At 48.2% G+C, this 20476-nt stretch carries 17 protein-coding genes and 1 pseudogene; 8 read left to right on the top strand and 10 right to left on the bottom strand.

Going from position 1 to position 20476, the window contains the following annotated elements:
* Positions 1–2: 2 nt before the first annotated feature.
* Positions 3–1439 (bottom strand): Fe-S cluster assembly protein SufB, encoded by a 1437-nt coding sequence (gene sufB / locus H6G00_RS34315; RefSeq protein ID WP_190643261.1) that lies wholly within the window; start codon positions 1437–1439, stop codon positions 3–5.
* Between the two features lie 26 nt (positions 1440–1465).
* Positions 1466–1828: a ferredoxin-thioredoxin reductase catalytic domain-containing protein gene (locus tag H6G00_RS34320; protein WP_190643260.1), complete on the bottom strand. Its 363-nt coding sequence runs from the start codon at positions 1826–1828 to the stop codon at positions 1466–1468.
* Positions 1829–1980: 152 nt separating this feature from the next.
* On the opposite strand from H6G00_RS34320, the gene sufR reads away from it, so the two are divergent.
* Both sufR and H6G00_RS34330 read left to right on the top strand, forming a co-directional pair.
* Positions 1981–2631 carry an iron-sulfur cluster biosynthesis transcriptional regulator SufR gene (gene sufR / locus H6G00_RS34325; RefSeq protein ID WP_190643259.1) on the top strand — a complete coding sequence of 217 codons (651 nt, stop codon included), beginning with the start codon at positions 1981–1983 and terminating at the stop codon, positions 2629–2631.
* Between the two features lie 4 nt (positions 2632–2635).
* The gene (locus H6G00_RS34330) at positions 2636–3052 is read left to right on the top strand and encodes a hypothetical protein (RefSeq protein ID WP_190800156.1); all 417 of its coding nucleotides are present in this window, start codon (positions 2636–2638) and stop codon (positions 3050–3052) included.
* Between the two features lie 55 nt (positions 3053–3107).
* On the opposite strand, the gene H6G00_RS34335 is transcribed toward H6G00_RS34330, so the two are convergent.
* The gene (locus H6G00_RS34335; RefSeq protein ID WP_190800157.1) at positions 3108–6995 is read right to left on the bottom strand and encodes a PAS domain S-box protein; all 3888 of its coding nucleotides are present in this window, start codon (positions 6993–6995) and stop codon (positions 3108–3110) included.
* 543 nt (positions 6996–7538) lie between these two features.
* On the opposite strand from H6G00_RS34335, the gene H6G00_RS34340 reads away from it, so the two are divergent.
* On the top strand, positions 7539–8276 hold the full coding sequence (locus tag H6G00_RS34340; RefSeq protein ID WP_190643256.1) for a Uma2 family endonuclease: 738 nt from the start codon (positions 7539–7541) through the stop codon (positions 8274–8276).
* 61 nt (positions 8277–8337) lie between these two features.
* Here H6G00_RS34340 and H6G00_RS34345 read toward each other — a convergent pair whose 3' ends face one another.
* The 4 genes and pseudogenes from H6G00_RS34345 to H6G00_RS34360 all read right to left on the bottom strand — a co-directional run bounded on the left by H6G00_RS34345 (position 8338) and on the right by H6G00_RS34360 (position 13837).
* Positions 8338–10683 (bottom strand): amylo-alpha-1,6-glucosidase, encoded by a 2346-nt coding sequence (locus H6G00_RS34345; RefSeq protein ID WP_190643255.1) that lies wholly within the window; start codon positions 10681–10683, stop codon positions 8338–8340.
* Positions 10684–11214: 531 nt separating this feature from the next.
* Positions 11215–12304, bottom strand: a pseudogene (locus tag H6G00_RS36995) (glycosyltransferase family 4 protein).
* A gap of 541 nt (positions 12305–12845) precedes the next feature.
* Positions 12846–13250, bottom strand: a complete 405-nt coding sequence (locus H6G00_RS34355; protein WP_190800158.1) for a BON domain-containing protein — start codon at positions 13248–13250, stop codon at positions 12846–12848.
* A 92-nt stretch (positions 13251–13342) separates the two neighbouring features.
* Complete coding sequence (locus H6G00_RS34360) at positions 13343–13837, bottom strand: hypothetical protein (protein ID WP_190800159.1); 495 nt, start codon at positions 13835–13837, stop codon at positions 13343–13345.
* A gap of 260 nt (positions 13838–14097) precedes the next feature.
* On the opposite strand from H6G00_RS34360, the gene H6G00_RS34365 reads away from it, so the two are divergent.
* The 4 genes from H6G00_RS34365 (at position 14098) to H6G00_RS34380 (ending at position 16508) form a co-directional block, all read left to right on the top strand.
* Positions 14098–14379 carry an acetyltransferase gene (locus H6G00_RS34365; RefSeq protein WP_242042667.1) on the top strand — a complete coding sequence of 94 codons (282 nt, stop codon included), beginning with the start codon at positions 14098–14100 and terminating at the stop codon, positions 14377–14379.
* A gap of 47 nt (positions 14380–14426) precedes the next feature.
* The gene (locus tag H6G00_RS34370) at positions 14427–15167 is read left to right on the top strand and encodes an LmeA family phospholipid-binding protein (protein WP_190680450.1); all 741 of its coding nucleotides are present in this window, start codon (positions 14427–14429) and stop codon (positions 15165–15167) included.
* Between the two features lie 71 nt (positions 15168–15238).
* Positions 15239–15760 carry a DUF2231 domain-containing protein gene (locus tag H6G00_RS34375; protein ID WP_190800160.1) on the top strand — a complete coding sequence of 174 codons (522 nt, stop codon included), beginning with the start codon at positions 15239–15241 and terminating at the stop codon, positions 15758–15760.
* A 247-nt stretch (positions 15761–16007) separates the two neighbouring features.
* Positions 16008–16508 carry a hypothetical protein gene (locus H6G00_RS34380; protein WP_190643249.1) on the top strand — a complete coding sequence of 167 codons (501 nt, stop codon included), beginning with the start codon at positions 16008–16010 and terminating at the stop codon, positions 16506–16508.
* 62 nt (positions 16509–16570) lie between these two features.
* Here H6G00_RS34380 and H6G00_RS34385 read toward each other — a convergent pair whose 3' ends face one another.
* On the bottom strand, positions 16571–17458 hold the full coding sequence (locus H6G00_RS34385; RefSeq protein WP_190643248.1) for a PAS domain-containing protein: 888 nt from the start codon (positions 17456–17458) through the stop codon (positions 16571–16573).
* A 416-nt stretch (positions 17459–17874) separates the two neighbouring features.
* Here H6G00_RS34385 and H6G00_RS34390 point away from each other — a divergent pair, with 416 nt between their 5' ends.
* Positions 17875–18123, top strand: coding sequence for a hypothetical protein (locus H6G00_RS34390; protein ID WP_190643247.1), 249 nt, complete (start codon positions 17875–17877; stop codon positions 18121–18123).
* 98 nt (positions 18124–18221) lie between these two features.
* Here the strand turns inward: H6G00_RS34390 and H6G00_RS34395 are convergent, their stop codons facing one another.
* On the bottom strand, positions 18222–18626 hold the full coding sequence (locus H6G00_RS34395; protein WP_199318878.1) for a hypothetical protein: 405 nt from the start codon (positions 18624–18626) through the stop codon (positions 18222–18224).
* Between the two features lie 122 nt (positions 18627–18748).
* Complete coding sequence (locus tag H6G00_RS34400) at positions 18749–20038, bottom strand: inorganic phosphate transporter (protein WP_190643245.1); 1290 nt, start codon at positions 20036–20038, stop codon at positions 18749–18751.
* Positions 20039–20476 lie beyond the last annotated feature (438 nt).

Here is a 20476-nt window from a genome sequence, read left to right on the forward strand (position 1 = left end):
ACTTAGCCAACGCTGCCTTCTAGTTTCAGGCTTAATAGGCGGTCGGCTTCGACGGCAAACTCCATTGGCAACTGGTTAAACACATCCTTACAGAAGCCGCTGATCATCATTGAGATTGCGTCTTCTAAAGAGATGCCCCGTTGAGAGAAGTAGAAGAGCTGGTCTTCCCCAATCTTGGAGGTAGAGGCTTCGTGTTCTACTTTGGCGGTGTTGTTTTGCACCTGAATATAAGGGAAGGTGTTTGCTCCAGCAGTATCGCCAATTAGCATCGAGTCGCACTGGGAATAGTTGCGAGCGCCTTCGGCTTTAGGTCCGATTTTGACCAGACCCCGGTAGCTATTTTGCGATCGCCCTGCCGAGATTCCCTTCGACACAATCGTGCTGCGGGTATTCTTGCCGATATGCACCATCTTGGTGCCCGTATCTGCCTGCTGCATATTATTAGTGAGTGCAACAGAATAGAACTCACCGACTGAGTTATCCCCTACCAGCACACAGCTTGGATACTTCCAGGTGATTGCAGATCCGGTTTCTACCTGTGTCCAGGAAATCTTGGAGTTTACGCCCTGGCACAAACCGCGCTTGGTGACAAAGTTATAAATGCCGCCTTTGCCGTTTTCATCGCCAGCAAACCAGTTTTGCACAGTGGAATATTTGATTTCGGCATTATCCAATGCCACCAATTCCACTACAGCCGCGTGAAGCTGGTTGGTGTCAAACATGGGAGCCGTACAGCCCTCCAGGTAGCTCACCGAACTGCCTTCTTCGGCAACGATCAGCGTCCGCTCAAACTGTCCCGAATCGCCGTTGTTGATTCGGAAGTAGGTGGACAACTCCATCGGACATTTGGTGTTCTTGGGAATGTAGACAAAAGAGCCATCGCTAAACACGGCTGAATTCAACGCTGCGTAATAGTTATCGCCTACAGGAACCACGCTGCCCAGGTACTTCTTCACCAGGTCGGGATGGTGCTGGAGCGCCTCTGAGATCGAGCAAAAAATCACGCCCTCTTCAGCCAGCTTTTCCTTAAACGTGGTAGCGACAGAAACGCTATCAAAAATTGCGTCAACTGCCACGTTCGACAACCGCTTTTGCTCAGATAGGGGAATTCCCAGCTTCTCAAAGGTTTCCAACAGCGTCGGGTCAACCTCATCCAGACTGCCCAGCTTGTCTTTCTTCTTGGGCGCTGAGTAGTAAACAATATTTTGGTAGTCAATCGGTGGATATTTCACCTGGGGCCAGGTTGGCTCAGTCATCTTAAGCCACTGACGATAAGCTTTTAGGCGAAACTCCAGCATGAACTCTGGCTCTTGCTTTTTCGCTGAAATCAAACGAATCACATCTTCGCTTAGCCCACGCGGAATCGACTCCGACTCAATATCCGTGACGAAGCCGTACTTGTAAGGCTGGTTAACTAAGGATCTAACCGTTGCAGTCATCGGGGGTGTTCTCTCTCAACAAACAATTAGTATTGGCTAGTCGTAGCCCGGATTTCCTCAAAGGTAATTTCTTGTTGGTCGCCTGCGAAGTCGTTATCCGGAGTTAGAAATAACATGCAGTGGCACTCTTTGCGCTCTCGCATGGGCACACAGGGACAGTTCCAGTAGGCGGCAGCGGCTTCTGCCTCTTTATCTTCGTAGTGACGGCACGGACAGAGGGGCGCACCCAGATCATCTTTATGCTTGGCTAGCCCTTCGATCACGACAGCAGTCACACCCAGGTCGGCACAGAAATAGGTGCCAGTCCGTTTGGCATAGGTTTCAGAAAAGTGCCGCATGGCTTCGAGGCTCTTTTCGGTGGCTTGGGTAGGTTTCTCAGATGGATTCATTTGATAAAGCGACAGGTCAGCCGAATAATTCTATAATTAAAACAACATTTTTGTTGCTTAACTTTATTGTAGGGTACTTTAGCAACATCAAAGTTGTCAAAGTCTATTTTAGGCTTTAAATTGATTTGTCTCAGCACTCCGTTAGGAAGACGATGGCAACCACGCAGGAACCTTCCACTAAACAAGACATCCTGAACTATCTGCTAAAGCAAAGTCAGGCTAGCGCTCAGGAATTGGCTGGCGCGCTCAACGTCAGTCCACAAGCGATTCGCCGTCACTTAAAGGATTTAGAGTCCGATGGCTTAATTGAGCATGAGGCGATCCAGGCGAGTATGGGTCGTCCTAATTTTGTTTATCACTTGAGTCGGGAAGGGCGCGATCGCCTGCCTGACCGCTACGACGAATTTGCCCTCTCCCTGCTCAACACCCTGGCAGAAACCGTTGGACACGACCAGGTCGGTACCATTCTACGCAAACAGTGGGAGCGTAAAGCTGAGGAATATCGAGAGCGATTGGGGACAGGCTCGATCGCCGAACGGGTTGCGAACCTGGTCAAGCTGCGTCAAGCAGAAGGCTACATGGCAGAGTGGTATGCCGTTGACGATTCAGAGAGTGCTGCTAATTCTAAATTTATCGTCACTGAATATAACTGTGCAATTTCTCATATTGCCGAGTCTTTCCCTAGCGTGTGTGGGCATGAGCTAGAAATGTTTGCAGCGGCATTGCAAGATTGCATCGTTGAGCGGACTCACTGGTTGGTCAATGGTGAGCATCGCTGTGGTTATTTGATTCAGGGAAAATAGCAGTATGAATGATTCGTCAGAACCAATGCAGTTCTTAACGCCAGAGGAATCGGCTGAGGTCGATCAGGCATTGCTGACTTCGCGGGACAAGTTTTTGACGCGGGTAGCAATCTATTCACTGCGATCGCTCAAACAGCTTTCTCAACAAACTGGGCTAGCGGTTGAAAACATCACAGCTCAACAAATTGCCGACTGGGTTGAAAACGATGAGAGCCTGCGGCGAGAAGCAGCCGCAAATGAGTCCTTTGGACAGTTTTTTACGCAACTGGTGTTGTCCTCACTCAAGCCGTTACGTCAAGTTGCAGAGAGTGAGGGGAAGGCGATCGCCGAGCTCACACCCTCTCAGGTCATTGCCTGGTTTGAGCAAGAAGCAAAAGCCAAAGTTGGACAGGAGCTAAACTCACAACAACCAGACGGTTAGAAGCTGCATTAGCTCGATAGCCAATTATCAAAAACCCGTAACCAGCAACTAATGATTAACGACCAGTAACCAATGCCACAATTGCTCCAACCAAAACACTTGGTTCAACAGGTTTAGCGATGTGCTGGTCAAATCCGGCTGAGTGAGCAAGCTGCTGATCTTGTTCGCTAGCGTGGGCGGTGAGCGCGATCGCCGGAAGCTGTCTGCCCTGATCCGGGGCTAAATTTCTGACCTGGCGGATCAACTCATATCCATCCACATTCGCCATGCCGATGTCACTGAGCAACAGATCTGGCTGAACGGCGGCGATCGCATCTAGAGCGGCCCGAGCGGAGGCAACTGCAAACACCGTTGCGCCGTATTTTTCTAGCATGAAGGTCAGAAATTCGCGGGTATCTGCTTCGTCATCTACTACTAAAATTTTTAGGTTCTGCAAACTGGGAAATGGCTCAGACCGCTTGATGGGCGATCGCATCTCTGGGGCAGAAGTCATCAATGGAATTCGCACAGTAAAGGTTGCCCCTTGCTCTTCACCTGGGCTATCTGCGGTAACGGTGCCACCGTGCAATTCAACCAAATGTCGCACGATCGCCAGTCCAATTCCGAGTCCGCCATGCCGCCGAGTGATGGAGCCGTCCGCCTGCCGAAAATAATCAAAAATGTAGGGCAAGAAATCAGCGCGGATGCCTTTACCCGTGTCGCTTACCTGAATTTGGGCATGAGTGTCACTGCACCCCAGCCGAATCGTCACCCGTCCACCTTCAGTCGTGAACTTAATTGCATTGGACAGCAAATTCCAAATGACCTGCTGAAGCCGATTTGCGTCGCCTATCACCCAATATTGGGAAGGTTGAATGTTGAGTTTTGAGTTTTGAGTTTTGAAGGAATCCAGCATTTCATCCGCTGGATGACTCGCCGTGGACTCCAATCCAAAATCTGTAATCCAAAACCTAAAATCGATCGATTTTGCATCGGCTGCAAGCTGCATCGTTTCCATAGCTGCCTCAATCACAGGCACCAGGTTCACTGGAGAAACATCAAGGCTGAGTTTGCCGCGCAAAATTCGAGAAATGTCTAGCAAATCTTCGATCAGCTGCGTTTGCAAATTAGCGTTGCGTTCAATCGTTTCAACCGCACGAGCGACGGTGGAAGGATCGAGGTGACGGGTTCGCAGCAGTTTTGCCCAACCTAAAATCGGGTTAAGGGGCGATCGCAATTCATGGGAAAGAATCGCCAAAAACTCATCCTTGGCACGGTTTGCCGCCTCTGCCTCTGCCCGCGCTGCCTGCTCCCGTGCCAGCAGTTCTTCTCGCTCTACCTCCGCCTGCTTGAGTGCGTGAATGTCAGTAGCAGAGCCAATCCAACGGATCAGGTTACCTGCATTGTCTTTGAGCGGCACTGCTCGACCCATAAACCAGCGATATTCACCATCGTGTCGTTGTAGCCGCAGTTCCACCTCAAATGGCTCTTTGGACTGTTTGGCTTGCCTCCACCGTCGTCGATGGGCACGAAGATCATCTGGGTGAATCAGTTGCGCCACAGCACCCGATTGATTGAGTTGATCCAGTCGGGTGCCTGTGTAGTCAACCCAGCGCAAGTTAACATAATCGACCTGCTCATTTGCACCAGCAGACCAGACAAAATCAGGCACCGCCTCTCCTAATGTGCGGTAGAGCAATTCACTTGCCTGAAGCGCCTCTTCTGCCCATTTGCGTTCGCTGATGTCTTCGACAATTCCGGCAATGCGATACAGGTTGCCTTGAGGGTCGTAGATCGGAAAGATTCGTTTATGCACCCAGCGAGTTTCGCCATTTGGTTGGACAACGCGAAACTGTTCGTCAAACTCGGCTCGCGCAAACCCCGTCAGTGCTGCTCGAATCCGCGCCTGGTCGTCAGGATGAATGGCATCAAGCCAGCCCTGAGGATTTGCGTAAAGCTGCTGAGGCGATCGCCCCCAAACCTTCTCATAGGCAGGGCTGACGTAAATTACTTGTCCTGGGGAAACATCGTTGAATTCCTCGTAAATAAAGAAGACAACATCAATGTTTTCAGCCAGTTGCCGGAATCGTTCCTCACTTTCTCGCAGAATTTGTTCTGCCTGTTTCCGTTCAGTAATATTTGTCGCGGCTCCGGTCAGCCCTACTACATTCCCCCCTGGACTGCGGAGGGGCTCCAACGCCACATCATAAGTCGTGATTTGCCCATTAATTTCTATCTCTACCTCGGTACGTGCCCGGATTCCTTGCTCAATCACCGATCGCTTAATTGCTGTAACCCGCTCCGCAGTTTCTAATGGCAAAATTTCTCGATCGGTTTTGCCCAGAATGAACTCGGCCGCCATATCCGGGTGAGGATTATAGATCCAGTTGTGACGCAGCTCTAAATCTTGGGAAAAAACAATAATCGAGCTTCCCTGAAGCGCTACCCGAAAACGTTCTTCACTTTTACGCAACGCCTCTTGAGTCTGTTTGCGATCGGTAACATTTTTGAAATACAGCGAAAATCCATTGTTTGAAGGATAGCCCCGAACGCTAAACCAGGCGTTAAAAGGTGGGTAGTAGCCTTCATCCTCAACGGTAATTCCCTCCAACATGGCTTGCTTACAAAGCCGACCAAAGTTGGTTTGTTCCAAGTCTGGAAACTCTGCCCAGACATTTTTGCCTAATAGTGCTTCACGAGTGCAGCCGAGATTTCGCGCTCCCTCCGCATTGATGTAGGTAAACCGCCACTCTCGATCGACTGCAACAAAGCCATCCGTAATGCTTTCAAGAATTTGAGAGACTTGCTCTCTGGCACTTTCTGCTTCTGAACGAGCAGCTTGTTCCCGCCTGAGCAACTCATCCTTCTCTAAATTAGAGTCTTCTAGACAGGCGTTTGCTTCAGAGAGAGAATGATTGAGTCGAATCAACTGCTCAGACATCTGCGCTCGGGCTTCATATTCGCTCAGGCGCACCCGCTCAACTGCCAACGCTACTTGACTGGCAGCTCGTTCGGTGATGGCAGTGCCTACCAGTAAACCTACCGCGCACTGTACGAGCAGACTCAGCGTATGAACGCTCAACACCTCTTCAGGAATCGGAAACTGGTCTAGCGCGAAGGCATCCCCGTAGCTCAGCAAATAAGACAGGAATGTCACCAGTACACAGAAGCTGGAGGTGAGAATTCCACCTGTTGCCCCAAATCGAGTTGCTGCCCACACGATTGGCACAAAACTGAGAAACGAAAATTGCTGAAACACCAAAACCGCTTCACCCGTTTTCCAAACGGTCAGTAAAGCTGTACTGATCAGCACAGCGAGAATCGGAAGAGCTTCTAGCCAAAAACTCCGATAACGGGGAAGCTGCAAGAGGTGTACGGGTTCAGATGAGTTGGCAGACGAAAGCAATCCCCGTTGCTGCAATAGAGGAGTTAATAAAAGCAGCAAGGCGGGGGTAACTGAGAAAGCCCCCAGTGCGTTACCTAGCCACCACAACACAATGCCCTGGGAGAAGCTAGTTTCTGGCAATCTCTGCAATGTGCCTAAAAGTAAGCTACTGAGTAGGGCTGTAAGAATGCAAGCTGAAAGCGGCACGCTGAGAATGAAGGCAGCTGCATCTTTGAGTCGTTTAAGCGTAAGCGAACCTTGCCAAGCGTAGCGATAAAGCATCCAGGCAACCAGCGGCTCAACTGCATCTGCGGCTCCAACTAAGCTGCTCCAGCCTGTGTGTCCCCACAGCGGCGCAACCATAATGCCGGCTGCACCTGCCAGAATTGCACCAATCGGGCCAAACCAAAAAGTGAGAGCGATCGCCACTCCCGATGGCACAAACCAAAGAGAAAGCGAGGGCTGAACCCGATAAACCAACGCGATCCAGTGAGCCGCGAACAACGCCAAAATCCCTACTAAAACTACAATCCACCAGCGGTGCTGATTCGCAGGAGCGGTATTTGGAGAAGAAAGCATAGGATTCCAAGGGGCGCGACTGCTGAGCTAGATTTATTTGGCGATGTTCCGACACAAAGTCGTCAGCGCCTCGCTACCTCTAGCGATCGCGCTGACCTGTTCATAAAGATATATTCCGATGCAAATCGAAAAAAATCTTCCCCACTAGGAAACAATCCGATATGTAGATTAGACAAACTTATCGGTTGAATAATATAGAACGCGATGGTAAGACAAGGTGATAGTGAGTGATGGTGAGAGGGTGGGAAGAGCACCTCTAAACCCTTACCTTTAACGGGTGATGTGTTTGGATATTGGTTTGATTTTGGGGATGATCAGTGGCAACAAATCAATGTTGTTTCAATTACTGAGAAGGCTGGCAAAGGCAAATATCCTAAAATTACTCAACGAGTAGGAGCCCGTCCTCCCTCAATATGTAAACTTTGACTAACGCATGGCACGACTGCATGTAAGGACTGACAGAGCCTATAGTTCTTGACAAGTACGGGCGATCGCCTTCCGCTAAACTGAGATATACATACACGGATAAAATAACCTGCGCTTATGTCTTCCCCAACTGCTGAATCCGTGCAAGCCGTTCTTGAGGAAGCGAAAACAAACGGTGTTTGCTTTCCTCCAGGAGACCTCTACAGTAACGAACCTCCCTTGGAAAGTGACCTGCACCGCGATCAAATTGATTTGTTGATTCGTCTGCTCCGATGGTATTGGCAGCAGCGACAAGACTTCTACGTTTCAGGCAACCTTACGGTTTACTACAGCCCTTATCAACGCAAGTCAGAAGATTTTCGCGGGCCGGACTTTTTTGTGGTGCTGGGCACAGAACGTAAGCCGCGCAAGAGTTGGGTCGTGTGGGAAGAGGAAGGTAAATACCCCAACGTCATCATTGAACTGCTCTCAGATTCGACCGCCAAAACCGACCGAGGCTTGAAGAAACAAATTTATCAAGATACCTTCCGCACCCCGGACTACTTTTGGTTTGACCCAAACACACTGGAGCTTCAGGGTTTTCATCTTCTGGATGGGCAATATCAAGACCTTCAGCCCAATCAGCAAGGTCAATTGTGGAGTCAACAGCTAAATTTATATCTGGGCATCCATAATCGTGAACTACGCTTCTTTACGCCAGAAGGGCAACTGATTCCTACCCCAGAAGAATCGGCACAGGCATCTGAAGCAATAGCGGAGGCGGAACGACAACGGGCTGAAGCAGAACAGCAACGCAGTGAAAAACTAGCAGCAAAGCTAAGGGAACTAGGCATCGATCCGGATGCAGAAGCTTAAGTCTTATATCGAGGGCTTAAATTTTGAAGGGTGCTCCCGCACTCGGGAGCACCCTTCAAAATTAAGCTTCAATGACGACTCGCAGGTTGCCTCGCTTCTTAATTACCCGGCAGGCGGTCGCACTTCCCGATCGCTCAAACTCTAGATCTAGCAACGTTTGCCCGATTCTGAGATTGTGCAGCGACAAATGGTTGATCGACTCTGGCAAATTAGGGTCAATTACCCGCACATAGTTGTTTGCTGCGTCGGGTACCAGGTTAATCATCATTTGTAACAGTTGGAAAATCGTGCCAGTTGCCCACGCCTGAGGTGAACAGGCAACAGGATACTGCACAGGCCCGCTGTCATCGGTGCGATCGTAACCACAGAATAGCTCTGGCGGACGCTGGTAGGGTTGTTGTAGTGTCATATCTACTAAACCCTGAGCAACTTCTAACGCCTGATCGACGAGTCCTAGCGATCGCAACCCCTGCACGATCATGCCGTTGTCGTGTGGCCAGACAGAGCCGACATGATAGCCCATTGGATTGTAAGCCGGAGAAAGGCTGCTGAGGGTACGAATGCCCCACCCATTAAACATATCTGGCGCGTGGAGCCGCTCTGCTACACTCTGAGCTTTTTCAGGGGTGAGAATGCCCAAGTTTAAGCAATGACCTGGGTTAGAGGTGATGCTGTCTACAGGGTTGCCGTTGCCATCAAGGGCGAGCGCACAGTAGTCCTGATCGGTTAACCAAAAGTCCTGATTAAACCGAGCTTTCAGATCTCTGGCTTCTTCCTGCCAGCGGTCTGCTAGGTCGAGCCGCTTCTTCATGCGGGCGATCTCGCTCAGGCGGACTTTAGCCGCGTACACATAGGCTTGAACCTCGCAAAGAGCGATTGCCCCAGTTGCCAGTTCTCCCTTGCGATTGACGATGCAGTCATTCGAGTCTTTCCAGCCCTGGTTGGCTAATCCCCGCTTAGACCGACGGTTGTAGCTGAGATAGCCCGTTTCCTGACAATTGATGTCAACCCATTCCATCGCAGCTAATGCGTTTGACCAGAGACGATCCAGGGTTTCCCGGTCGTGTGTCCAGGCATAGTGTTCAGCGTAGAGCATCAGCCACAACGGAGTTGCATCGACAGTGCCGTAGTAAGGCGTATGGGGAACTTCGTGGCAACGAGCCATCTCACCCAGGCGCAACTCGTGCAAGATTTTACCGGGTTCCTCTTCACGCCAATCATCGTCCGTTTTGCCCTGATATTGAGCCAGGATTGTTAGCGTTTCTTTGGCGATCGTGGGGTCGAGGATCAGCGTTTGAGAGGCGGCAATGATTGAGTCGCGCCCAAACAGCGTTGAGAACCAGGGCACCCCAGCTGACAAGATTTTGCCCTTGCCAAAGGTTTGCCGCAACAAGTAAACATCTTGCTCTGCCCGCTCAATCACCTGGTTAAAGCCCCGGTTGTCAGTGCGGATTTGAGTTACTAGCGATCGCCAGCTTTGCTCTTCTAACAACTCTGCAGCCTTAGCCTGCATCAGCGTCATCGGCACACTCACCGTTGAGACATGTCGGTTGTTAGTCAATAGCTGCAGCCGATAGCCTAACCGCTGGGTCTCATGAGACTGAAGCTCTAGCTGCCAAATTGCCGTAAATCCCTTAAAGGAGTCGGGCTGGCGATGGCAAAACTGAATGCGGGACTCCATCAAAGCGCCATCTAGCCCTTGATAGGCGATCGTTAACTCTTGGGGAGGGCGATCGACATCACCGTTCCAAGGAATATCTTGCGTTCGCGCCAGTTCTTCCAGCATCGCCAACTCTTCAGCAGAAGCCCCCCGAAAGCGATCGCCCACATTTGCTAGCACAGGTAGCTCAGTAGAAACAGTTTTTTCCTCTGGAGTCTGCACCAGACACAGCAACTGTCCCCGGTTTTCTCGGGCAGAACCCCGCACCTCAAACAAGTCAACAAAGTCAGCACCGAAACTCAAAGTCAGTTCAAATTTGACGGGACGGGTGCTGTAGTTAGTAATGGTTAACTCTTCAAACAGACCACCATTCAGCACAATATCTCGCTGAATGCCAATGGTTTCTGCCCGAATACCGCTATCGAGATTGGGGTTCGCACACAATACTGAAAGAGCAAATCCCTTGCGGGCATCGCTGCTTAGCAAAATGGGTGCCCGTCCTTCAAGCTGCAATTCCAGGCGGCTGAGAAATCGTGTGTCTCGACAAAACAACCCCATGCTGGTGGTTTGTTCGTTAACCAAACATCCACCGATGTTGCCGATCGTATCGGTGATTAGAAATAGGTCATCGTCTTTAAGCGTTAACGTTGGCTGAGGACGTTCTACAAGAACGCAAGGCCACTCTGGAACAGCAGCCTGGTCAGCAGGGATAAAAGTTCTACCGTCGATTTCGAGAATATCTGACATCCTTCCTACTTCAATTCTTGGGTCAAGGGAGTGATCGTAGCTTAGGAAGTCAGGCTAGAACTGCACTGTAAACGCTTAAAAATGCTTCTACACATCGCGTTAAGTGACGGGTCTAAACAGAATTAAACCCATCAGCTTTAGAACCATTGACTTATCCCAGGCTGGTCTAGTGAACCACAAAGCAGTGCAATCGTTAGGACGTTAATCCCAGAAAATATGGAGATGCCATACAGGATAAGAAAACTGCACGACGGGTGTTGCAAAGTTTGTGAGTGGGTCTGTTGGTTGATACCAAGGCACTCTATCAGGAGTGCCACAAAACCATAGTTCACTCATACTTTATTCTGCCAACTCATTACACCAGCTGCCACCCTGCATCCCCCTATAGCAAGATGAATTAAATAATTTCTCAAGATCCTGAGATTTATAGTGGCTTAAATAGAGTGATTCAAATACAGTGACTCGAACCTTAAAAGGGGCTTGGCATTGCCAACCCCTTAGAGAAAACCGTCACGTGCTAAGCGTGAATGATTAGCTAACGCTATATTTGCTCAAACGGGGTAAGCTACGGGATTGCCCATTTTTTGCAAAGCAGCCTTCTAGAATCTGCTGATACACCGCTTCGTAACCATCTACCATGCGTTGAACGCTAAAGTTGTCTGCGATGTGTTGACGACAATCGGCACGATTTAACCGGGGAACTGAGTCAAGCGCTGCTACACATTCTTCTACTGTGTGACACAGGAAACCTGTTTTGCCATGAGCAATTACTTCTGGAGCTGAGCCAAGATTTATCCCAATTACAGGTGTTCCAGAAGCCATTGACTCAATCATTACCAGCCCAAACGGTTCTCGCCAAGTGATAGGGAACAGGGTCGCGACGGCTCCTCCCATTAGAGCATTCTTCTGAACGTGATTGAGTTCGCCTAAAAATTCAATCTGTTTGCTGTCAATGTGTGGCTTAATCGCTTCTTCGTAATAGGCCACATCTACTCGATCGACTTTTCCGCCTATTTTTAGGTGCCAACCTGTTTGTTTAGCAACGGCGATCGCCAGATGCGTTCCCTTCTCGGGAGAAATTCGTCCTAAAAAGGCCAGGTAAGGCGGGTTATCAGGTTGAGCATAAAATTTGTAAGTATCCAGCGCTACTCCGTTGTAGACGGGAGCGACGTAGTTAAGTCCTAGTCTGGCTTCTCGCTGAGCATTGGAGATGCTGACGTAAGGCTGGTTTTTAGCGTGAGTAATATAGTTTTTCGTTGTCGGGCGTAAAAATGCCGTGAAGGGTATGAACTGTAGGGGTCTTCACCAAACCCGTATAAGGAATAGCACTGCAACCCATGTGAGAGTGAATAACATCAAACTGGTTTGCTTGTTCGTATACTCGCCCCAACTGCATCATCTCGTAAACACCAGGTTCTTTCACGGTCGAGTCCAACCGTAGCGCTCTAGGATGAACAGACTCTAACTGAGCCAAGCTAATAGAATCACCTGATGCGAACAGCGTTACTTCGTGACCCCGACGTACTAATTCATCCGTTAGTAAGCTGACAACCAATTCTGCACCCCCATAAGCGGGGGGCGGCACCCTTTCCCATAAAGAAGCAATTTGAGCAATTTTCATTGAATTAATCTCCTAAAAATAAAGAAAGTTAAAACAAAGCAGCTCTATCCTATTCAGGTTTATCCCTTACCCCATCATGCTCGGGAGCTATAACCATAGACCAAAAGGAATGGAAAAACGGCTTTATGAAAGACTATGCGGCAACTGCATTAAATCCTTGCGCCACCTGCATCAAACTAGACTCTTTATGCCTTGGGATACAGATACGGCTCTTGTTTTTAGCTGACAATTGATAGGCTGTTCTTCTCTAGCAATTCAAGATGAACTCGAACTCGAAAACTGAACAGAGAAAGCCTTCTGAGGCGGCACTTAATACTAACAGTGACAGTTTTGATTTTGATCTATGGTCACGAGAAGTGAGAAGTCAGCTATTGGCATCTCTGCGAAAGAGAACGATGCGAGAGCAAGAAGAGCGGTAGTGTTGCATCACTACTGCATTCTTTGCTTAAAGCATTCCTTAATCAGATAAAGCATTGGGTAACTCTATTTCTATGGAGATGGTAGTTGCTCAAATGCCTTGCTTATTTGCTTTTCTAGAGGTTCAAGGGGCGATCGCCACCTGGTCAGTTTCGATTTGTTTCACTCCATCGATCTGAGCCGTGATTTTTACAACTTGCTCTAACACTGACTGATTGGGTGACTCTCCTCGAAACTCGATCATGTTGCCTCGTTGCACGATTTGTAAACTCTCAACATCTGCAACTGAGCTTTGATCCAGCGCTAAAGCCACCCGTTTTGCTAACCCACCCTGGTCAAATTCTCCCTCTAAACCCATGTTTTCTGGTAGGGGTGGCGGGGTGTGCATTCCTGCTTTCTCACGCAAATCGCGGTCATACTGTCCTGTAAGCCCTGGACTCATTTGCCCTTCATAGTGAGCTGGGCGATCGCTAGCAGAGTGCTTATCTTCTGCGACCTTCTCAACGATCAGTCTTTCCATCCAAGTCATGACTTGACCTCCTTTTCAGATCCTTGCGGCGTAGCCCAGCGCTTACTCAATTCTTAGAAGGTGTGTTTAGAAAGCTCGCTCAAGCAGGTTTACTACTGCTGCGCTAACTCTTTTGCTCTAGCCAATTCATCTTTGTCACCCACAAACATCAGTAAATATTTGTGGGAAAGATGATCCCGGTCAGTTGCTACACCTGACTTAGGCACGTTTACTCCAGCAAGGCCAGCGATTAACCCTCCGGCGATCGCTCCGATGCCTGCCCCTGCAAAAATAGCACCCCATGAAAAGGGACCAGAGTTGATAAACGCAACAGGGCTAACCGCTTTCATGTTCCCTGCTCCCAAACTTAGTAGCAGACCAACTAGCGCTCCTAGTATCGTCCCAACCAAAGCACCCCCTCCAGCACTTTCAGCAGCTTTGGTGTCTTGAGCCGGAGGATTTGGGTCTAGAGCTTGAGTTTGGATAAAAACCTGATCGTTGGAAAAACCTGCTTTGAGTAGTGCGTCGCGAGCAACTTCTGCTGACTGCTGCTGCTGAAAGACTCCCACAGTATGGTGCAGCCTTTCTGTTGGGCTTTGACTCGTCATGATCGTCCCCCTCGTATCCGTACTGAGCCTAACTGATCCTAGTGATCCCGTTCTATGTGTCTTCAGCTTGTGTTTTGTTCGCTACAAAAACTTCAGGCCACAGCAGCAAAAGACAATTCAGTTAATCCTTCTTTGGGTAGAACACATCGCTTTAATTACTAGACAAACTATCACTCAAAAAAACTAGGTGAAGCGCTCTATCTAATCTGTCTTGAGAACGAGGAGAGTTAGATTTAGACATTCTAGACTTGAGCGTAACCTTGGGAATCTATAGAGAAGTATTAGCTTCACTCATTGCTCAAGAAGAACTAGGAATAAATATAGGAACCGTAATGTTTTTAGAGAATAAGCAAACAGGAGATCTGGTTGAAGTGCTTGATCCAGAAGCTTTGTTTAACCCTGTAAAAGATTCAATCTCTGCTCAAGTGCAAGCTGGACAAGAGGAACAAGAGCCGGCTTCAATTAGCAAAGAAAATTTGAAATTTCCTTCTGGTGAAGAGTTGCCTCGCTGCTGGGTCGATGCAGATTACCGAACCAACTAACTGTTTTTGAACTGTAATATTTTTTGAATTGCATAAGGTTAGAACGCGTGACCAAAGATGATAGAAGCCTTGAAGGACAAGCATTAGGCAAGGCTGCTGAGATTGGCATTAAAAGCCAACTAGATGAAGTCCAAGAAGTGAATGTCGATGTCGATGCACAGGCTCTTGGACTCGCTCAAGGAAAGGTAGATTCTGTCTCCATCAAAGGCAAGGGAATGGTGATGGAGAAAGACCTGCGGGTTGAAGATATGGAGCTTCAAACGGACAGTGTTTCAATTAACCCACTTAGCCTTGCTTTCGGTAAAGTCGAATTAACTCGCCCAGTAGATGCTTCCGCTCACGTAGTTTTGTTGGAAGAAGACATTAATCGGGCGTTCAATTCTGAATACATTCAGAGCAAAATGCAAGGGTTGGATGTACATGTAAACGGAAAGGTGACAAAAGTTGATTTTCAACAGGTCGATTTTCGTTTGCCTGATTCTACTAAAGTCGCTCTAAGCGCCACCATTTTAGACAAGGAAACGGGTGAGAGTCAGCCTGTCGCTTTTACAGCAAAGCCAGAAATTGGTGAAGGTGGGCAACGAGTTGTTTTGACACAAGTAGAATATCACGATGGTAAAGATCTTTCACCAGAGCTAACAGAAGCACTTTTGGAACGCTCTGCTGAATTACTAGATTTACGTAATTTTGAACTAGAAGGTATGTCCTTCCAAATTCAAAAGTTAGATATTTCTGAAGGTAAATTAGCGCTTCAAACAGCAGCCCGTGTTGAGCAGTTTCCTTCATAAGCCGTTGTAATTCACTACTGTGAATTTGCAATTCCACGCTTTATCCATCGTTTTACACTAGGAGAATCAGCATGACTCAAACGCCTAACATTCCGCCCATTATTGAGAGCGATGAGAGAGAATATCGTGATAGCGGTGTGCCTAGCACCGTGGCGATCGCCGGACACCCTATTCATCCTGTAATTGTGACTCTTCCAATCGCATTTTTAGTCGGTGCGTTTGCGACGGATGCTGTGTATTGGTTGGTGGGTGATGACTTTTGGGCAAGAGCTTCTTTCTGGCTAATTGCTGCGGGTCTAGTAACTGGAATCGCTGCAGCCATAACCGGGATGTTAGATTTCTTGAGAATTGGACGAGTTCGTAAGCATAGTGCAGGTTGGGCGCACATGGTTGCGAATGTGGCCGTGTTGGTGCTGACCATCATTAATCTAGTGCTGCGCTTGAACAATGTAACTGGGGCAGTTCTACCAGCTGGGTTAATCCTGTCGCTGATTGTTGCAGCCCTGTTAGGCATCAGCGGATGGTATGGGGGTGAACTGGTCTATCGCCACAAAATTGCTGTAATTGGCTATGGCGACCCTGAAGGACCATAAAGGCGATCGGTACTGGAAACACCAAGGTTGAATCAAAGGTTGAGTGGAAAAGGGGAAGGATTAGTCCTTCCCCTTTTTATTTACTCCCTTCCTAGTTAGAGATTAAGTACTAAAAGATTCAGGGATGTACCCCCGCTGAGCGGGGGTACATCCCTGAATCTTTTGGTGGAAAAGGAGCGATTGAAATGACTGGCGCTATAAAAGTACACTTTCTAAAAGTTTAGTGCTGGAGCTTCAGGAAGTTTTTATGGAACTATTTACAGGAGTTTTGAGTGCTGTAATTGCTGCAATTGTGTCTCTTATCATCGCGCTCATTTCCTTTGTGACTAACAAAAATACTTTAAGGTCAGAGCGGGAAAAGTTTGAGCGAGAGCTGCAAAGAAGTATGACTTCTAAGCTATATGATTTAAGACTCGAAATGTATCCAGAAGCGATCGCCATCACGGATGGGTTGCGAAAATCACAAATGGCTGCTCAACAAGCACACTTATCTGAAACTTATTTCAAAGATATTGCTAAAAAACTCGATGAATGGCACAGTACCAAAGCATTTTTGTTGTTGTCACGCAGTGCAGTGGATACCCTTTACACTTTACGTAGAGTTTTGAGAGAAAAACCTGAGATGGAGGGGCAGTATTCAAAAGAGCAGTTAGAGAAAATCTGGAAAGCTAAAGGCGCGTTTCGGAGTGCTTTACGTTCTGATATCCAGTTTTTGTATGAGGAAGAAACAGAATCTCGAGATGATTAAACAGAGGGATAGATATAAGAATCAAGGAGGTGATTAGCGGATGCTTTCCTAATTCTCAGGATTTAAAGGGTTAGTTGAAAGGTATTTTCCAAATCGAACGCGGTACCAATTAAAGCAGGGCGACCGTTGAATTCAGCCCAGGTTGCTATTATCTCCAAGCAATGGATCTCACCTGCTTTCGTAATCATTTCTAGCTCATGGCGAAGAAATATAGGTTTACCAAGCTGAATTTCTAGCCTATTAGTATAAGCAAGCAGATCAGGATCAACCAGATCCCAAAGTTTCATGGTGTGAAGTTCTGTTTGGGTGTAGCCCGTCAACTGCTCTGTGGCTGGGTTGACATAGCAGAACTGTTCGTCTTGATAGATAAAAATGGCAGATGTAGCTGTCTCGGCTACTGCCCGAAATTTTGCTTCACTTTCCTGCAACGTTGCCTCTATTTGTCTGCGCTCAGTAACATCACGCGCTACAACACAGAGTGCCAACACACCTTTAAATGAAATTAGGCTCAGTCTAACTTCAGCTTCTATCCAAAATCCATCTTTGTGACGACACGGTTGTTCTGTGATGAGGCAGTGCTGTTCTAGCAGCAGATGATGAATCTGCCGATCGATTTGGTGGCGATCGCCCTCCACTATGTCGTACAAGTTTAAGGTTAATCCCTCAATCTGGTCATATCCCAACCACCGCTGAAAAGCTAAATTAGCTTGCAGAACCTGCTTAGTATCTAGGTCTACTACGCAAATGCTTTCTAAGGTTGACTTGTCGTGGTCTAAAGAATTTTGGTCTGGACGTTTTAAAGAAGTCTGGTGAGCCACACACACAAGTTTTGCCAGAGCTTGTTTGGCAGCTTCGGCTGACCGGAGACGCAACAATAGCTGCTCCAAAATCTGGCACTCAGTCTGGAATATGCCTAACTCAATCACGGGTTCTCCTGATGCTGAGATCACGGGTAGTGCAAACTCCTGAAGCCTGTTAAAGGGTTCAAGGGCTTGACTTAATAACTTGCCCCGATGTTCCTGAGTCAGAAATTAAGAAGGGAAGAGAGAGCCTGCGGGAGGAAGAAGAGTGTAACATTTATTTCCTTCAGGGCTTATATAGACAAAGCACGAAACAGATAATTCCTGCCTTAACAAGGGGCTTAAGCTCTTTATATCTAAAGGTAAGCGCGTGGGTTTGTTCTTAACAAATTTACAAGCCCATTCGGATTAGGTTGTAGATTCCGTGAAGTCTTTATACAAAGCTGGCTTAGCCCGCTTTGGGCTGATACGTTTTAGGTAGGGTAATCTATCGTCTGGCGCTGTAGGAGTCTACAAGCTGAGCAGAGTAAACGGTTTTAAAGTTTGAACAATAAATTTAAGTAAAAATGGCTAGTAAGTTAGTAGCATTTAGACTGCCAGACGATGTCGTACAGGCGATCGAATCTGAAGCTAAGACAACTGGAAAAGACAAAACGGCAGTTGTCGTTCAGGCGCTCCGACATTTCTTTGATTTGCCTTCTGCATCAGAGTCCAACCGGGTAGAAGGACTTCAGCAACAGATGAATGAGCTTCAGCAGAAGGTGGAAAGGTTGACCGAGCAGCTTAGCAAAACGACTTTATCTCAACTGAAGTAACTGGCGCTGTTGCTTAACCTACACACAGGACTGATTATTTAAACGAAGAAAGGGAGATGGGGCTTTGCCCCGTCTCCCTTTCTTCAACCTGTTCCTTTCTAGTTCTCTTGCACGATCGTGAGCGTGTATGGATGGCTGGACTGAGTGCGATCGCCCACAAACACGGAGTAAGTTCCCTGTTCCCACACGCCAGGAACTTCGATATTGCCACCAGAATAGCTATCCGCCAAGACGCACTGATTGCGTCCACCCGGACCCTGGATTAGTAGGGTTGGCTGTCCTTCACTTTGCAAGGTAAACCGCAGGGAGGCATTTTCCCCGGTCACTCTCACAACCTCGTTGGGTGTGCTAGCAATAAAACCACACTGGCTGGATTGCGAACCGCCTGATGAGCCTTGGCTAACCGCTTGACCAGAGGAGATCGGAGTTTGTACATCTGCACGAGCAACGGTTGCAGCGGTGAGGGTTGCTAGTAGAGCGGCAGGGATAACCAGAGCTTTCATTAGTAGTTTCATGTGTTCAACCCTCCAATGGGGCTTCAATATCTGTATCCTAGCGTTGTAATTTTTATAACCTTGTTCTTTCTGTGACAGTTCCTCAACTGAACAATATTAGCTTTGAAATCTCACAGGTTCAATTTCTGAAGGACCGTAAAAATAGCGATTGATAGCCCGGCGGCAGCAGGAATTGTAACAAGCCAGGCTAAGGCAATCTGGCGCAGGGTGCCAAATTGAATAGAGGAGTCCGGCGATCGCCCTCGTTGTACCAGTCCAATCCCCACGACCGCACCCACTAGAGCATGGGAAGTAGAAATCGGCAAACCCAGTCGAGATGCAAGTAAAACAGTGGTTGCAGTCGATAATTCTGCACAAAAGCCAGCACTGGGCTGAAGCGGAATGATGCCTTCTCCAATAGTTTTGATCACGTTCTTGCCGAATACTGCCAATCCAGCCGTGATCCCAATGCCGCCCAGTACCAAAATCCAGGTCGGAACGCTGAAATCGCTAAGAGGAATGCTGCCTGTGCGGTGAATGTAAACGATCGCCGCTAGGGGTGCGACAGCATTCCCTACATCGTTAGAGCCGTGAGCAAAAGCAACGAAGCAAGCGCTGAGAAATTGGAAGCGAGCAAGTTGGGTTTCAACTGGGTTAGGGAATGGGGAGTGGGGAGTGAGGATCGGGGATTGGGGGGGAGGGGGTGCGGATTGGGTGTGGGTTTTGAGTTGGTTCCAGGTGATGAGGGTGAGGCTGGCGGTGGCGATCGCTCCAACCATTAGCGGCAGATCATGGGACGGAAGTGGTAATGCTTGAAATTGCGGTAGACGAAAAATGGGTGGGAGAGCGATCGCGCTAAAAACGCTGACTAGAGCAGCACTGAGCCAGGGAATCCATTCATAAAGCTGCTGGACTGGGTTGGATTGCGCCAGAATCCAGCGGTAAATCAGGGTGTAAAACAGTGCGCTGACCGAGCCACTAATTGCTGGGGTCAATATCCAGGTAACGGAAATGATACCCAGTGAGCCCCAATCTACGGCTTGAGTGCCTGCTGCTAGCCAACCAAATCCGGCGATCGCTCCTACAACGGCGTGAGAAGAAGCAACGGGTAGCCCAAACGTTGTTGCGACTTGTAGCCAGATGCCACAGGCAATTAACGTTGAGGTCATTCCCAGTAGCAGCACATGGGGATCAGCAGCAAACGTAGCGGGATCAACAACTCCCGTAGCAATTGTGTTTGAAACATTTCTGCCAAATAGAACTGCGCCGGTGAATTCGAGAATTCCGGCGATCGCCAATGCCTGCCGCAGGGTTACTGCCTTTGAACCAACAGACGTTCCCATCGAGTTGGCAACATCGTTAGCACCCAGGTTCCAGGCGACATAAAAAGCGAGAACAGCAGTTAGACCAAGAAACAGCATGTTAAGTGAACCAGACCAGCTTAACTCCCTTCAAACTCTCGCCTGTAGCGCCCCTCGTATAACTTAGCTTCATCAAAAATTTATACTTGAGCCGGATAAAACCTTGTGCTGAAAAGAGTTTGATCCTAATTTCTGCAATTTTTGCCTTCCCTGAGATTCAGCCTAGGGTAAGATGTTGTGCTTTTTTCCGCTTGTTACAGTGCGGTTGTTAACTTAACGTTACGTGAACGTCACTTGGAAATAGCCTGCTTTAGTAGGTTTTGTAGCCCACTCATAGCCCATTGTTAAACGCTGGTCTTGACACTATCTTTACACATGGATACAACCGATGTTATACACGTATAACGCCTTGACTTTGACTGACTGTTAGACCTTGTTTGGTTTTAGGTCAGAACTCAGCCCCCGATTCAGCGTTGTTTCAGTTAGGGAGTTCAGTAG

The sequence above is a fragment of the Leptolyngbya sp. FACHB-541 genome, from assembly GCF_014695875.1.
Classification (GTDB): Bacteria; Cyanobacteriota; Cyanobacteriia; order Elainellales; family Elainellaceae; genus JAAUTN01.

Coding starts and splice junctions, on each gene's coding strand:
- H6G00_RS34375 (WP_190800160.1), top strand. CDS start 15,239: ATGACTCAAACGCCTAACATTCCGCCCATTATTGAGAGCGATGAGAGA.
- sufB (WP_190643261.1), bottom strand. CDS start 1,439: ATGACTGCAACGGTTAGATCCTTAGTTAACCAGCCTTACAAGTACGGC.
- H6G00_RS34390 (WP_190643247.1), top strand. CDS start 17,875: ATGGCTAGTAAGTTAGTAGCATTTAGACTGCCAGACGATGTCGTACAG.
- H6G00_RS34395 (WP_199318878.1), bottom strand. CDS start 18,626: ATGAAAGCTCTGGTTATCCCTGCCGCTCTACTAGCAACCCTCACCGCT.
- H6G00_RS34335 (WP_190800157.1), bottom strand. CDS start 6,995: ATGCTTTCTTCTCCAAATACCGCTCCTGCGAATCAGCACCGCTGGTGG.
- sufR (WP_190643259.1), top strand. CDS start 1,981: ATGGCAACCACGCAGGAACCTTCCACTAAACAAGACATCCTGAACTAT.
- H6G00_RS34345 (WP_190643255.1), bottom strand. CDS start 10,683: ATGTCAGATATTCTCGAAATCGACGGTAGAACTTTTATCCCTGCTGAC.
- H6G00_RS34380 (WP_190643249.1), top strand. CDS start 16,008: ATGGAACTATTTACAGGAGTTTTGAGTGCTGTAATTGCTGCAATTGTG.
- H6G00_RS34360 (WP_190800159.1), bottom strand. CDS start 13,837: ATGACGAGTCAAAGCCCAACAGAAAGGCTGCACCATACTGTGGGAGTC.
- H6G00_RS34400 (WP_190643245.1), bottom strand. CDS start 20,038: ATGCTGTTTCTTGGTCTAACTGCTGTTCTCGCTTTTTATGTCGCCTGG.
- H6G00_RS34340 (WP_190643256.1), top strand. CDS start 7,539: ATGTCTTCCCCAACTGCTGAATCCGTGCAAGCCGTTCTTGAGGAAGCG.
- H6G00_RS34320 (WP_190643260.1), bottom strand. CDS start 1,828: ATGAATCCATCTGAGAAACCTACCCAAGCCACCGAAAAGAGCCTCGAA.
- H6G00_RS34355 (WP_190800158.1), bottom strand. CDS start 13,250: ATGACTTGGATGGAAAGACTGATCGTTGAGAAGGTCGCAGAAGATAAG.
- H6G00_RS34330 (WP_190800156.1), top strand. CDS start 2,636: ATGAATGATTCGTCAGAACCAATGCAGTTCTTAACGCCAGAGGAATCG.